The 14,990-nt window shown below is 76.8% G+C and carries 8 protein-coding genes; all 8 read left to right on the top strand.

The window, feature by feature from the left end; translation table 11 throughout:
- Positions 1-45 precede the first annotated feature (45 nt).
- Positions 46-2,550 (top strand): serine/threonine-protein kinase, encoded by a 2,505-nt coding sequence (locus BLR33_RS17305; protein ID WP_093785382.1) that lies wholly within the window; start codon positions 46-48, stop codon positions 2,548-2,550.
- Between the two features lie 3 nt (positions 2,551-2,553).
- Entirely contained in the window at positions 2,554-4,002 is a 1,449-nt protein-coding gene (locus BLR33_RS17300) for a PP2C family serine/threonine-protein phosphatase (RefSeq protein ID WP_093785381.1), read from the top strand.
- Between the two features lie 62 nt (positions 4,003-4,064).
- Positions 4,065-5,390 (top strand): vWA domain-containing protein, encoded by a 1,326-nt coding sequence (locus BLR33_RS17295; protein WP_093785380.1) that lies wholly within the window; start codon positions 4,065-4,067, stop codon positions 5,388-5,390.
- 78 nt (positions 5,391-5,468) lie between these two features.
- Entirely contained in the window at positions 5,469-6,443 is a 975-nt protein-coding gene (locus BLR33_RS17290) for an FHA domain-containing protein (RefSeq protein ID WP_407639690.1), read from the top strand.
- A 32-nt stretch (positions 6,444-6,475) separates the two neighbouring features.
- On the top strand, positions 6,476-7,174 hold the full coding sequence (locus tag BLR33_RS17285) for an MBL fold metallo-hydrolase (protein ID WP_093785378.1): 699 nt from the start codon (positions 6,476-6,478) through the stop codon (positions 7,172-7,174).
- Between the two features lie 186 nt (positions 7,175-7,360).
- Complete coding sequence (locus tag BLR33_RS17280; protein WP_093785377.1) at positions 7,361-7,765, top strand: globin; 405 nt, start codon at positions 7,361-7,363, stop codon at positions 7,763-7,765.
- Positions 7,766-8,132: 367 nt separating this feature from the next.
- The gene (locus BLR33_RS17275) at positions 8,133-11,534 is read left to right on the top strand and encodes an FtsX-like permease family protein (RefSeq protein ID WP_093785376.1); all 3,402 of its coding nucleotides are present in this window, start codon (positions 8,133-8,135) and stop codon (positions 11,532-11,534) included.
- Between the two features lie 313 nt (positions 11,535-11,847).
- Positions 11,848-14,982, top strand: coding sequence for an FtsX-like permease family protein (locus BLR33_RS17270; RefSeq protein WP_143031704.1), 3,135 nt, complete (start codon positions 11,848-11,850; stop codon positions 14,980-14,982).
- The last annotated feature ends 8 nt before the right edge of the window (positions 14,983-14,990 follow it).

Below are 14,990 nucleotides of genomic sequence, written 5' to 3'. Positions count from 1 at the left end.
GTGAGCAAGTGCCAACGGCCCGGCTGTGACGGGACCTTGGAGGACATGGGCGGCGGCGAGCTGTACTGCGGCACCTGCGGCCTCGCGCCGCTGCCCGCGGCCGCCCCCGCGGCCCAGGGTGCCCAGGCCGGCGCCGCGGCGGTGCCCCCGGCCCGCTCGGGCGGCGACTCGGGGCACTCCTCCGCCTCTTCGGGCAGCTCGCGTTCGGTCCGCTCCTCCTCGCAGGCGTCCCGCCGCTCGGTCTCCGGGCGGCTGTCGCAGACCCTGACCGGCAGCTCCGGTTCCGTCTCCGTACGCAGCACCCGCGGCAGCACCAGCGGACCGACCCGCGGCAAGCTCGGCGCGGGCCTGGTCACGGTGCCGCCGATCGCCCGGTTCGACCCGGCCGCGGCGGTGCTGGAGAACCCCGAGGTGCCCGAGCGCAAGCGGTTCTGCAGCAAGAGCGACTGCGGTGCCCCGGTCGGGCGCAGCCGCGGCGACCGCCCGGGCCGTACCGAGGGCTACTGCACCAAGTGCGGCCACCCGTACTCCTTCACCCCCAAGCTGCGGCCGGGTGACATCGTGCACGGGCAGTACCTGGTCAAGGGGTGCCTGGCGCACGGCGGTCTGGGCTGGATCTACCTGGCGGTGGACCGGGCGGTCTCCGACCGCTGGGTGGTGCTCAAGGGCCTGCTGGACACCGGCGACGAGGACGCGCTGGCCGCCGCGGTCTCCGAGCGGCGCTTCCTCGCCGAGATCGAGCACCCCAACATCGTGCGGATCTACAACTTCGTGGAGCACCTCGACCAGCGCACCGGCACCCTCGACGGCTACATCGTGATGGCCTACGTGGGCGGCAAGTCGCTCAAGCAGATCGCCAACGAGCGCCGCACCCCCGACGGCAGGCGCGAGCCGCTGCCGGTCACCCAGGCCATCGCCTTCGCCATCGAGGCCCTGGAGGCGCTCGGCCACCTGCACAGCCGCAACCTGCTCTACTGCGACTTCAAGGTGGACAACGCGATCCAGACCGAGGACCGGCTCGAACTCATCGACATGGGCGCGGTGCGCCGCATGGACGACACCGAGTCCGCGATCTACGGCACGGTCGGCTACCAGGCGCCCGAAGTCGCCGAGCGCGGGCCCTCGGTGGCCTCCGACCTCTACACCGTGGCCCGCACCCTCGCCGTGCTCACCTTCGACTTCCAGGGCTACACCAACGTCTTCGTCGACAGCCTGCCCGACCCGGAGAACATCGAGGTCCTGCGCCGCTACGAGTCCTTCTACCGGCTGCTGGTGCGGGCCACCGACCCGGACCCCGAGAAGCGGTTCGCCTCCGCCGAGGAGATGTCCGACCAGCTGCTCGGCGTGCTGCGGGAGATCGTCGCCCTGGAGACCGGCACCCCGCGGCCGGCCCTGTCCACCCTCTTCGGCCCCGAACTGCGGGTGGTCGACACCGAGTTGGTGCGCCCGCTGACCGGTGACCCGTCCCGGCTGGGGGCCGGCCGCCCGGCGGAGCCCCGGCGCCGCAGACGCGACCACGGCACCCCCGCTGCTCCGCCGCCGGGGCTGCCGCCCGCGCCGGGCGCCTTCGGGCCTCCGCCGCCCGCTCCCCCGGCCGCCCCGCCCACACCGCCCCGTCCGGTGGTCTCCCGGCTGGACCCGGCCGCCGCCGTGCTCGCCCTGCCGGTGCCGCACGTCAACCCGGCCGACCCCAACGCGGGCTTCCTCGCGGGCCTTTCGGCCGCCGCGCCCGGCGAGACGGTGGCCGCGCTGCAGTCGGCGCCGCAGGACTCGGTGGAACGGCGGCTGCGCGAGCTGCGGGCCCGGCTGGAACTCGCCGACACCGACGGCGCCCGCAAGATCCTCCAGGCCCTGGCCGACGACGACCTGGACGACTGGCGGGTCGTCTGGCACCGCGGCCTGACCGCGCTGTGCACCGGCGACCACGAGACGGCCGCGCTCGCCTTCGACGCGATCTACGACGCCTTCCCCGGCGAGAGCGCGCCGAAGCTGGCGCTGGGCATCTGCGCGGAGGTGCTCGGCCAGCTGGACAACGCCGCCGAGTACTACCGGCTGGTGTGGACCACCGACCAGAGCTACGTCAGCGCCGCCTTCGGCCTGGCCCGGGTGCTGCTGCGCGCGGGCGACCGCGCGGGCGCGGTACGGGCCCTGGAGTCGGTGCCGGAGTCCTCCACCCACTACACCGCGGCCCGCGTCGCCGCCATACGGGCCCGGCTGCGCGACCGCGCGCCGCAGGAGCCGCTGCTGCCCGACCTGCACGCGGCCGCCCGCCAGGTGGAGGAACTGCAGCACCAGGGCCTGGACTCCGACCGGCGCGAGCAGCTGGCCACCGAGGTCTACGGCAGCGCCCTGGACTGGGTGCTGGCCGGCCGGACCGGCGAGCAGGGCGGCGCCCCCGCCGCCCTGCTCGGCGCCGAACTGGACGAGCGCGGCCTGCGGTTCGGGCTGGAGCGCTCCTACCGGGTGCTGGCCCGGCTCGCCCGCCAGGGCAGTACGAGGATCGAACTGGTGGAGCGCGCCAACCGCTTCCGCCCCCGGACGTGGGTGTAGCCGATGCCGCCTCTCCCCGAATCGGCGCAGTCCGCGCCCCCGCAGGCCGCCCCCGCGGCGGCCCCGACGCAGGCGCGCACGGCGGACCCCGCGACCGGCACCGCGGCCCGCCCGGCTGCCGCTGAAGCGGGTGCCGCCGGCGCTGAGGGTGCCACCGGCGCTGCCGGAGCTGCCGGCGGCCGTCTCACCGCCTGCCCCGGCTGCGGCGAGCCGCACGACCCTGAGGACCGCTTCTGCGGCGCCTGCGGCACCGACCTGGCCGCGCCGCCGCCCGCCGCTCCACCGCCACCCGCGCCCGCGCAGCCCGCACCCGGGCCCGTAGCGCCCGCGCCCGCGGAGGCGGCCGACCCCGCCGACACCGGCTCCTTCCACCTCGCCCCGCCGCGCCCGGGCGGCGACGAGACCCTGCCGCTGGGCTTCAGCGCCCGTCTGTCCGACCCGGGCGAGGGCGAGGAGGGCGCCGACGACCGGGCAGGCGAGGCCGGCGGGAGCGAGGAGGCGGAGTCGCAGACGGCCGAACTGCGGGGCGGCCGCGGCCAGGTGTGCGTGGCCTGCGGCCTCGGCGGTGTCGACGCGGACGGCTACTGCGAGCACTGCGGGCACGCCCAGCCCCGGCAACGCGACCACCAGGAGAAGGAGTTGGAGGGCGTGGCCGCCGTCAGCGACCGCGGCCTGCGGCACCACCGCAACGAGGACGCCTTCGCGCTGGCCGCCGCCTCGCTGCCCGACGGCAGCGCCGCGGTGGCCGCCGTGGTCTGCGACGGGGTCTCCACCGCCCACCGGCCCGACGACGCCTCTGCCGCCGCGGCCGCCGCGGGCAGCGAGTCCCTGCTGGCCGCCCTGGAGGGCGGGGCCGCCGCGGACGAGGCCATGCGCGGCGCCCTGATGGCGGCCTTCGAGGCGGTCACCGCCCTCGCCGAGGAGGCCCGGCCGCGTACCGCCGTGCCCCGGCACAACGCGCCGGCCTGCACATACGTCAGCGCGGTCGCCACCGGCCCGGTCTTCACCGTCGGCTGGATCGGCGACAGCCGCGCCTACTGGGTGCCCGACGACCGGGCGCTGCCCGCCGCGCGGCTGACCGAGGACGACTCCTGGGCGGCCCGTATGGTGGCGGCCGGCCTGATGGCGGAGGCCGAGGCCTACGCCGACGAGCGGGCGCACGCGATCACCGGCTGGCTCGGCGCGGACGCCGTCGAGGTGGACCCGCACGTGGCCGCCTTCCAGCCGGACGGCCCCGGGGTGATCGTGGTGTGCACCGACGGGCTGTGGAACTACGCGGAGTCGCCGGCCGAGATGGCCGAGGCCGTCCCCGCCGACGCCCGCACCCGGCCGCTCGCCGCGGCCCGCGCCCTGCTGGGTGTGGCGCTGGACGGCGGCGGCCACGACAACGTCACCGTCGCGGTGCTGCCGTTCCCGGCCACCGTGGCACGGGCAGGAACCACCCCCGCCTGAAACCGGTTCGGCAGCAGCCGAACGGGGGGAACCAGCGAAGGCGTGAAGGAGCACAGGAAGCGATGCCGAGTCTTTCCAAGTCGAACGTGCCGCAGTTCTCGGTGGACGTGTACCAGAACGAGTTCCTGCCCGAGGGCGGCCGCGAGGTCAACGCGATCGTCACGGTGACGGCCACCGGCGGCGGCACCTCCGGCGGGCGGCCGCTGCCCGGCGGCGGCGCCACGGCCGGCGTCGTCGTCATGGTCGACTGCTCCGGGTCGATGGAGTACCCGCCGACGAAGATGCGCAACGCCCGCGAGGCCACCGCCGTCGCCATCGACACCCTGCGGGACGGGGTGTCCTTCGCGGTGGTCGCCGGCACCCACGTGGCCCGCGAGGTCTACCCCGGCGGTGGCCGCATGGCCGTCGCCGACGCCGCCACCCGCGCCCAGGCCAAGCAGGCGCTGCGCAAGCTCACCGGGGGCGGCGGCACCGCGATCGGCACCTGGCTGCGGCTGGCCGAGCAGCTGCTGTCCTCGGCGGACGTGTCCATACGGCACGGCATCCTGCTCACCGACGGGCGCAACGAGCACGAGAAGCCCGAGGACCTGCGGGCCGCCCTCGACCTGTGCGCGGGCCGCTTCACCTGCGACGCGCGCGGCGTCGGCACCGACTGGGAGGTCAAGGAGCTGACCGGGATCGCCTCGGCGCTGCTCGGCTCGGCCGACATCGTCGCCGACCCGGCGGGCCTGGCCGAGGACTTCCGGTCGATGATGGAGAACGCGATGGGCAAGGAGGTCGCCGACGTCGCGCTGCGGCTCTGGTCGCCGCAGGGCGCCGAGACCGTGTTCGTCAAGCAGGTCGCGCCCACCGTGGAGGACCTGACCGCGCGCCGCACCGAGGTGGGCCCGCTCACCGGCGACTACCCCACCGGGTCCTGGGGCGACGAGTCGCGCGACTACCACGTGTGCGTCCGGGTGCGGCCGGCCGCCCTCCGCCAGGAGATGCTCGCGGCCCGGGTCTCGCTGGTGCTGCCGCAGCCGGACGGCACCGTCCAGGTGCTCGGGCAGGGCCTGGTGCGGGCGGTGTGGACCGACGACATGGCGGCCTCCACCCGGATCAGCCCGCAGGTCGCGCACTACACCGGGCAGGCCGAGCTGGCGCAGGTGATCCAGCAGGGCCTGGAGGCCCGCAAGGCCGGCGACCTGGACAGCGCCACCGCGAAGCTGGGCCGCGCGGTCCAGCTGGCCAGCGCCTCCGGCAACGAGGACACCGCCAAGCTGCTGGCGAAGGTCGTGGACGTGGTGGATGCGGCGAGCGGTACTGTGCGGCTGAAGTCGAAGGTGACGGACACCGACGAGAGGACCCTGGAGACGCGGTCGACCAAGACCGTGCGCGTGAAGAAGTAGCCGTCGGGTACATAGTGCTCGCGCACCACCTGGAGACGCCGCCGCGGCGGATGGGGAGACCACACCATGCCGGTCTGTGTGAACGGCCATCAGACGAGCGCCACCGACTGGTGCGAGGTCTGCGGCATCCGGATCGCGTCGCCGGCCGGGGCCCACGGGTCCCGGTCGGCGTCCGCCGCGTCGTCGTCCTCCGCCTCGCCGGTCTCACCGCCGCCCCGCTCGCCCTCACCGCCCTTCGGCACCGAGCAGTCGGCACCCGAACGCTGCCCGAACTGCGGCACCCCCAGGGAGGGTTCCGCGCTCTTCTGCGAGGAGTGCCGCTACAACTTCCGCACCCACGCGGCCGCGCCCGAACCGCCGCAGCCCACCGCGCCCTCCTTCCCGCCCTACGAGCGCTACGAGTCGCAGCGCTCGCGGCCCTCGCAGATCAACCGCCCCGCCGAGCCGCTGCCCTCGGAGTCGGTCACGGTCACCTCCGGCTCGGGCGACTTCCTGCTCGACCCGCCCTCCGGCTCCGTCGCCGCCCCCGCGGCCCCGCCGACGGTCGCCGAGCCGGTGGCCGGCACCTCGGGCCGCCCCGTCCCCTCCCCCTCCGCCGGCGCTGCCGCGGATCCCGCCGCGGCGGCGCCCGCCGAGCAGGGCCGCGGCACCGCGTGGGTGGCCGTGGTGGCCGCCGACCGGGCCTACTTCACCGCGATGATGGCCCGCAGCGGCCCGGACGCGCAGGGCCTGTACTTCCCCGCGTACTCCCCCGAGCGCGAACTGCCGCTCACCGGCAACCAGGTCACCATCGGGCGGCGCCGGCACAGCACGGGCGAGGCACCCGACATCGACCTGGCCCGGGCGCCGGAGGACCCCGGCGTCTCGCACCAGCACGCGGTCCTGGTCCAGCAACCCGACGGCACCTGGGCGGTGGTCGACCAGGACTCCACCAACGGCACGACGGTCAACCTCGCCGAGGACCCCATCCGCCCCTACACCCCCGTGCCGCTCGACGAGGGCGACCGGGTGCACGTGGGCGCCTGGACCACCATCACGATCAAGCGCGCCTGACCCCGTCCGGGCGCGCCGGACGGAGGCAGCCAGTGGAACCCCTCCCCCTGCGCCGGCTGGACCTGGGCTGGTTCGTGCGGCCCGGCACCGAGACCGCGGACGGACGGCCGCGGGTGGAGCCGGCGTTCGGCTACCTGGTCCGGCACGGCGGCGAACTGGTGCTCTTCGACACCGGGATCGGCACCGCCGACGCCGCGACGGACGCCCACTACCGGCCCCGGCGGCGCCCGCTGCGGGCCGCCCTGGCGGCGGCGGGCGCGGCACCGGAGGACATCGCCCTCGTCGTCAACTGCCACCTGCACTTCGACCACGTCGGCGGCAACCCGCTCTTCCCCGGCACCCCGATCCTCGCCCAGTCCGCCGAACTGGACCTCGTCCGGGCCGGCGGCCACACCTTCGAGGAGCTGGTCGCCTTCCCCGGGGCCCGCTACGAGGAGCTGGCCGGCGAGGCCGAGGTCCGTCCGGGGCTGTGGATCGTGCCCACGCCCGGGCACACCGCGGGCCACCAGTCGCTGGTGGTACGTCGCCCGGACGGCACGGTCGTGCTCGCCGGCCAGACGCACGCCTCCGCCTCGGACTTCGCCGCCGCGCGCCTGGCGGAGACCGCGCGGGCCGAGGGCGCGGTGCCACCGCTGCCCGAACCGGACGCCTGGCCCGCCCGGTTGCTCGCCTTCGACCCGCGCCGGGTGCTGTTCGCGCACGACGCCTCGGTGTGGGAGCCCGCCGGCTGAGCCCGGCTTGCCCGCGGGAGCGGCCGGCCGGTCCCACCGCACGTCCCCTTCAGGCCGCGGGCGAGCCGCACGCGGAGGCCCGTTCGCCGGGTCCGCCCGGGTCCGCCCGCAGAGCCCGTCCGGGAAGCCCCTTCTCCGGGTCCTAGGGCCTCGGTCCTCCGCCGGCGCGTCTGCGACCATGGAGGGGTGAACGAGATCCCGCACGGCGAGTTGCAGCAGCAGACGTTCTACGAACTCGTGGGCGGCGAGGACACCTTCCGCCGGCTGGTGCACCGCTTCTACGAGGGCGTGGCCGGCGACCCCGACCTGCGGGCGATGTACCCGGAGGAGGACCTCGGCCCGGCCGAGGAGCGGCTGACCCTGTTCCTGATCCAGTACTGGGGCGGCCCGCGCACCTACAGCGACAGCCGCGGCCACCCGCGGCTGCGGATGCGGCACGCCCCCTTCGCGGTGAACCGGGCCGCGCACGACGCGTGGCTGCGGCACATGCGCACCGCTGTGGACGAGCTGGGGCTGCCGCCGGAGCAGCGGGCCCAGCTGTGGGACTACCTGGTGTACGCGGCCGCGTCGATGGTCAACACCCCGGGCTGAGCCGCCCGGCCGCCGCTTCCCCGAGCGGTTCGGTGAACTCCGGCCCACCCTTGTCCGGAACTCGCGGGCGCCCCTGTCCTGGACTCGCGCGCACCCTCGTCCGGGACTCCCGCGCACCCTCGTCCGGAACTCGCGGGCGCCCGGCCAGGACTCCCGCGCGCCCGCCTCGACGTCTGGTGCGCCCTCCCGCACGAGCTGCTCCGCGAGCCTCTTCGCGAGCCGTCCGCAGGCGGCCGCGCACGCCGTGTCACCGCCGGCCCGCCCGGCCCCTCCCGCGGTCACGATCGCATTGCGACAGAGATCGGCATGCTGCTGCACACGTCCGGCATTTGAGAGCATCCCGTCAGCGGCAGACGGGGGGACAGCGGTGACCGGGTTCGTCCTCTTGCGTGTCCGCGCGCACCGCCTGCTGCTCGCCGCCGCCCTGCTGACAGTCCTGCTCACCACCTGCGTCCTGGCCACCTTCACCGCCTTCACCGGCGCGATCGGCGACGCGGCGCTGCGCCGCACCCTGGAGCACCAGGCCGCGGGGCAGGCCACGGTCGAGGTGCAGGCCGACGTGACCGGCCCCCAGGGCAGCGCGCTCGACACCGCCGTCCGCCGCACCCTCGGCACCGCTTTCGGCGGGCTGCCTACGCGCGTCGACGCCAGCACCCGCTCGGGCCCGTACGGCCTGCCGGCCTCGCTGCGGCCCGCCGGGCGCCCCAAGACCGGCGACCCCGACCTCACGCTGCTCGCCACCTTCGACCGCGCCCGCCTCCGGCTCACCGCGGGCCACTGGCCGGCCCCCGCCGCCAAGGGCGCCGCCCGCGTCCAGGTCGCGATGCCGCAGACCGCCGCCCAGGCGCTGGGCACCCGCCCCGGCGACGTGCTCGCCCTGGCCAACCGCCTCGGAGGACCCGGCCTGCGGGTCGAGGTCAGCGGCGTCTTCCGCCCGGCCGACCCCACGGCCCCTTACTGGCACCTGGACCCGCTGGGCGGCCGCGGCGTCCACACGGTCGCCTTCACCACCTACGGGCCGCTGCTCGCCGACCCCGGCACCTTCGCCGCCGGCGCGGTCCCGGCCGCCGCCATGTCCTGGCAGGCCACCGGCGACTTCCGCACCGCCACCGCCGGCGGCATGGACGCCCTCCAGGAGGGCGCCCGCCGGGCCATCGCCCAATTGCGCGCCGACCCCGCCACCGCCTCCGCCCAGCCGTCCAGTGGCCTGCCCGACCTGATCGACCAGTTGCGCCGCAGCATGCTCGTCACCCGCTCCACTCTGCTGATCGGCGCCCTCCAACTGGTCATCCTGGCCGCCTTCGCGCTCCTGCTGGTGGCGGGCCTGCTCGCCGAGGAGCGGGCCGGCGAGACCGCGCTGCTGCGGGCCCGCGGCGGCTCGGCGGGCCGCGTGGCGCGGCTGGCCGCGACCGAGGCGCTGCTGCTCGCGCTGCCCGCCGCGGTGGCCGGGCCGCTGCTGGCCGGGCCGGTCACCCGCCTGCTCGCCGGCACCGGCGCGATGGCCCGCACCGGCGTCCACCTGGGCGGCGGCAGCACCGGGGCGGCCTGGCTGGTCGCGGTGTGCACGGCGCTGGCCTGCGCGCTCGCGGTGATCGTGCCCGCGCTGCGCACCGGCGGGTCCTTCGCCGCGGTGCGTGCCACCCGCTCCCGCCGGGCCGCGCTGCCCGGCATCCTCCAGGCGGGCGCCGACGTCGGGCTGCTGGTCGTCGCGGGCGTCGCCTACTGGCAGCTGCAGCGGCGGGCCTCCGGCAGCGGCGCCCTGAGCACCGACGCGGGCGGCGGGCTCGGCGTGGATCCGGTGCTGGTCGCGGCCCCCGCGCTGTGCCTGCTGGCCGGCACCGTGCTGGTGCTGCGGCTGCTGCCGCTTGCCGCGAAGCTCGGCGAGCGGCGGGCCGCCCGGGGCCGCGGCCTGGCGCTGGCCCTGGCCGGGTGGCAGCTGGCCCGCCGCCCGCGCCGGGGCGCGGGCCCGGCGATGCTGCTGGTGCTGGCGGTCGCCATGGGCATGTTCGCCATCGGCCAGGGCGCGAGCTGGGACCGCTCGCAGCGCGACCAGGCACAGTTCGCGGTCGGCGCGGACATCCGGGTCACCGGCATGACGACGCCGCCCTTCGGCCAGCACGGGATCTTCGCCTCGGTGCCGGACATCGCCGCCGCGGCGCCCGCCGCCCGCACCGACCTCTCGCTGGACGGCAACCGGCAGGCCACCGCGCTCGCCATCGACACCGCCCAGGCCGGCCGTGTCATGCGTTTCCGCTCCGACCTGACCGGCGGCCGGCCCCTGGCCACGCTCCTCCAGCCGCTGCGCAAGGGGGTCCGGCCCGACGGCAGCGGCTACCCGGTGCCGGCCGGGGCGCGGCGGGTCGAGCTGACCGGCACGCTGACGCCGGACGGCGGCTCCGAAGGCGACTCCGGCGACGGCCCCACCCACCTCGTGGCCACCCTCGTGGACGCCGAGGGCGTCCCCTACCAGTTCGCCATGGGCGACCTCGCCCCGGACGGCGCCCCGCACCCCCTCGTCCTCGACCTGGCCGCCCAGTCCGGCGCGGCCGGCGGCGCCCCCGCCGGGCCGCTGCGGCTGACCCGTATCGAGGCCACCTACGCCGTCGGCGTCCGCGACCAGGCCGTGCGGCTCGCCCTGTCGGCGCCCCGGGCGGTGCTCCGCGACGGCTCCGTGCAGCCGCTCGGCGAGCACGGCGCCTGGGCGGCCGCCCCCTCCTTCGACGACCCCACGCTCGCCACCACCTCCGGCATCACCGCCCCCACCACCGCCGCGCCCCCGCACCTGGCCGGCGGCGCGCTCTCGGCCGCCTACCGCACCGGCGCGGTCCCCGAGATGCTCGGCTACGACCAGGCCGAGGCGACCGTCCGGCTCGACGTGGACGCGCCGCCGCCCCCGCCGCTGGCCGCCGTCGCCACCGCCGACTACCTCAAGGCGGTCGGCGCGAGGGTCGGCGACACCGTGGCTGTCGAGGTCAACGGCGTCACCGCGCACGTGCGGATCGCGGCTTCCGTACGGGCGATCCCGGGCCTGGCCGACACCCTGGACACCACGGCCGCCGCGGACTCCACCGCGCCCGGGTCCGCGTCCGGCTCGGACACCGACACCGGGGGCGCGGCACAGAGCGGCACCAAGGACGTCGGCGGCATGATCGTGGACCTGCGGGCGCTGGACACGCTGCTGGAGGCGCAGGACGCGCCCACCCTGGAGCCCACCGAGTGGTGGCTGTCGGCCCGCCCCGGCCGCACCGCCCGGGCCGCCGCCGCGCTGCGGGCCCGTACCGACGTCGACACCCTGCTGGTCGCCGACGAGGTCGCCGCCGACCTGCGGGCCGACCCGCTCGGTGCCGGTCCCCAGTCGGCGCTGCCCGCGGCCGTGGTTGCGGCGGCGGTGCTGGCGGCGGTCGGCTTCGCGGTCTCCTCGGCGGGCGCGGTACGCGAACGCGCGGCGGAGTTCGCGGTGCTGCGGGCACTGGGTGCGCCCCGCCGCAAGCTCGCCCGGGTCATCGCCGCCGAGCAGGGGCTGCTGGTGCTGCTCTCACTCGTGGTGGGGGTGGGGCTGGGCGCGCTGCTGACCCGGCTGGTGGCGCCGCTGATCGTCCTCACCTCGCAGGCGGCCGAACCGACACCCGGGCTCCTGGTCGAACTGCCCGCGGGCCGACTCGCCCAACTCCTCGCCATGGTCCTGGCGGTGCCGGTGCTCGTCGTCCTTGCGACGGCGGCCCGGCGCGGCGACCCGGCGGCGGCGCTGCGGCGACAGGGGGAGGACTGAGATGAGCGATCCGACGGGACGGGAGCGGGCGGGCTCCGCCGGGCACGGGGATTCCACGCCGGGACCGGGGAGTTCGAGCCCGGGCGAGCCGAGCGGCACGGGGACCGCGGCCGGGGTCCCGCCGAGCGGCACCGACGGCCGCGAGCGGGGTCCGGGGGTGCCCGGTGACGGTTCGGCACCCAACCCTCCGGGCACAAGCGACGGTTCGGCGGTGCCTGGTGGCGGCTCCGCGCCCAGCCCTCCTGGTGCGAGCGACAGTTCGGCCACCCCAGCCGGTGCGCGTATCCGGCCTGTGCGGCTCTCCTGGGTGCGTGTGCGGCTGCGTACCGCGCGGGGTGCCGCGTTCGCCGTCTTCGCGCTGGTGCTCGTCACCGCGTTCCTCGCCGCCGCGATGCCGCGCGCCGTGGACCGCTACCAGGACTCCGCGCTGCGGCAGATGGTCCACGCGGCCCAGCCGCAGTCCCGCGGCATCAACCTCGCCGCCGGCTACACCCCCCAGCCCGGCTCGGCCGGTACGGACCCGCTCGGCCCCGCCGCCGTGGACCGCGTCGAGCGGACGCTGCTGCGCCTGGTGGGCCCGCCCGCCCGCATCGACGCGAGCACGGCCGTCTACGGGGTCCGGTCCGCCAAGGAGTCGACCGTCCTCGACCAGGGCATCCCCCGCCTCTCACCGCACCCGCCCGCGGCCTCCGTGGTCGCACAGGCCGGGCTGGAGCAGCAGGTCAGGGTCGTCGCCGGGCGGCTGCCGGCCGCGGTGCCGCCCGGCCGGAACCCGGCCACCGTGGAGGCCGCGGTCACCGTGCGGACCGCGCGGGTGCTCCACCTCAAGGTCGGCCAGACCGTGCACCTGGGCATGCAGACCGCCGTCGCCGGGAGCTTCCGCGTCTCCGGCATCCTCGCCCCGCGCCAACCCGGCTCCCTCTACTGGCACGAGGACGACGACCTGCTCGCCCCCGTCCGCACCACCCCGCCGACCGCGCCCGGCGGCGACCCGTACTTCTACTGGCACTTCACCCTCCTGGTCGACCGCACCGCCGCCGACGTCATCCCCCGCCTCGGCCAGGGGAACGACCTGTACTGGCACAACCCGCTGGCCGACGGCAGCCTCACCGCGCACGACGTGCCCGCGCTCCAGAAGGAGATCACCGCCCTGCAGAGCGGCCCCCTGGCCGCCCGGCTCCAGTCCGACTCCGGTACGGCCGTGCACGCGGACAGCGGGATCGGCCCCGTCCTCACCGACTTCGCCGCCCAGCGGTCGGCGTCCTCGCCGCTCGTGCTGGTCGCGGCCGTGGGCGTGGGCACCGCCGCGCTGGCGGTGCTGCTGATGGCGGGCGGGCTCGCGGCCGAGCGCAGGCGCGGGGAGGTCGCCCTGCTGCGCTCGCGCGGCGGTTCGCTGCGCGGCATCGCCCTGCGGCTCGCCGGGGAGACGGCGGCGGCCGCGGTGCCCGGCGGCGCCCTCGGCACCCTGCTGGCGCTCCTCCTGCTGCCGACCGAGCGGTGGGAACTGCCCCTGCTGCTGGGCGCCTTGGCCACCGCCGCCGGTGTGCTCGCGCTGCCGCTGCGGGCCGCGGGCGCCGTCCGCAAGCCGCGCCCGGCCGCCCGCGAGGACGTCGCCACCGCCCGGCCCTCGCGCCGCCGACTCGTCGCCGAACTCACCGTCCTCGTCCTGGTGGCGGGCGCAGTCGCGGCACTGCGGCAGCGCGGTGGGGGCGGTGCGGGGGCCGACGGCACGACCGGCGGTTGGGGCGACGACCCCTTCGTGGCCGCCGCGCCCGTTCTGGTCGCCGTGGCCGCGGCGATCGTCCTGCTGCGGCTGTACCCGCTGCCGCTGCGGCTGCTGGCCCGTCCCACCGCACGGCTGTCCGGCGCCGTCACCCACCTGGGCCTGGCCCGCGCCGGGCGCTCCCCCGCCACCGGCCAACTGCCGCTGCTGGCCATGCTGGTGGCGCTCACCGTGGCGTCCTTCGGCGGCTCGGTGCTGGCAGGCGTCGATCACGGGCGGGACCGGGCGGCGGTCGCCACCGTCGGCGCGGACGCGCGGGTCGACGCGACGCAGACGCTCGCTCCCCAACTGCCGGGCCAGATACGCAAGGTGCCCGGGGTGGGCGTGACCGCCACGGTGCGGGTCGAGCCGAGCAGCGCGGGGACGTTCTTCGCGGTGCCGTACTCCGTGGTGATCGTCGACCCCGCGTCGTACGTGAAGCTCACGGCGGCGATCGGGCTGCCGGGGTTCCCTGCGGGGGCGCTGACGGGGGAGCCCGCCGATAAGGGGGCGGGGTCGGGTTCGGGCTCGGAGGCGAGCGCGGGTTCGAGCGGCGGCGCGGCTCCGGGTTCGGGTCCGAGTTCGGGTGCGGGTTCGAGCGGCGGCGCGGCTCCGGGTTCGGGTCCGAGTTCGGGTTCCGGCAACAGCGCGGCTTCGAGTGCGAGTTCCGGCAACGTCCCCGGCGCGGGTGCGGGCGACGGCAACGGTGCGGGTGCGGGGTCCAGCAGCCCGGCTCCAAGCACCGGCTCGGCTTCGGGCACAAGCTCGGCTTCAGGCGGAGGCTCCGGCTCCGGCTCCGGCTCCGGCGAGAGTTCAGCGGCGAGTTCCGGCTCCGGCTCCGGCGACAGCTCAGGGGCGGGTTCCGACGCGAGTACGGTGCTGCCCGCCGTGCTCTCGCCGCAGTTGGCCGCCCAGCTGGGCAACCGTACGACCTCCGTCTCCACCGGCTTCGGGCCCGTGACCATCCGTACCGCGGCCGTCGTCTCCACCACCCCGGCCGTACCCGGCGACCAGTTCGTGATCCTCTCGGCGGCGCGGCTGGCCGCCCTCCACCCGAGCGCCGCCGCCTATCCGCAGACCACCGCGCCGACCACGGTGCTCGCCATGAACGCCCCCGGCCGCCGTATCGACGGCGCCGCCCTGCGCGCGGCGGTCCGCGACTCGACCACCTCGGCCACCGTCCTGCTGCTCACCCAGCAGCGTGCCGCCCTCGCGGACACCCCGCTCCAGCACGGCGCCCGGCGGATCTACCTCGCCGCGGTCGTGGCCGGCGCCCTCTACAGCGCGCTGGCGATGCTGCTGTCGCTGCTCCAGGCCGCGCCCGGCCGGAAGACGCTGCTGGCCCGGCTGCGCACCATGGGCATGACCCGGCGGCAGTCCCGGCGCCTGGTGCTGCTGGAGATGCTGCCGCAGGCCCTGCTGGCGGCGGTCGGCGGTGCCCTCGTCGGGCTCGCGGTGATCCCCCTGCTCGGCCCGGGCATCGACCTGCGCGCGCTCGCCTTCGGCACCGGGCCGCGCGACCTGGCTCCCGTCGACTTCGGCCTCGGGCTCCGCGCGGACCCGTGGTCCCTGGTCCTGCCCTCGGCGGCCCTGCTGGTCCTGGCCTGCGCGGTGCTGCTGACCCAGGCATGGCTGACCGCACGACGCCAAGAAAGCACCGAACTGAGAGCGGGGGACCAGGCATGAGCCGGAAG

This window comes from Actinacidiphila guanduensis (assembly GCF_900103985.1).
Lineage (GTDB): Bacteria > Actinomycetota > Actinomycetes > Streptomycetales > Streptomycetaceae > Actinacidiphila > Actinacidiphila guanduensis.
Note: the sequence above shows the minus strand (reverse complement) of the source record. Positions and strands in the feature narration are given on the sequence as shown.

What these genes read in the sequence shown, in the direction of transcription:
- BLR33_RS17300 (WP_093785381.1), top strand. Translation starts at nt 2,554, where the DNA reads ATGCCGCCTCTCCCCGAATCGGCGCAGTCCGCGCCCCCGCAGGCCGCC.
- BLR33_RS17305 (WP_093785382.1), top strand. Translation starts at nt 46, where the DNA reads ATGGGCGGCGGCGAGCTGTACTGCGGCACCTGCGGCCTCGCGCCGCTG.
- BLR33_RS17295 (WP_093785380.1), top strand. Translation starts at nt 4,065, where the DNA reads ATGCCGAGTCTTTCCAAGTCGAACGTGCCGCAGTTCTCGGTGGACGTG.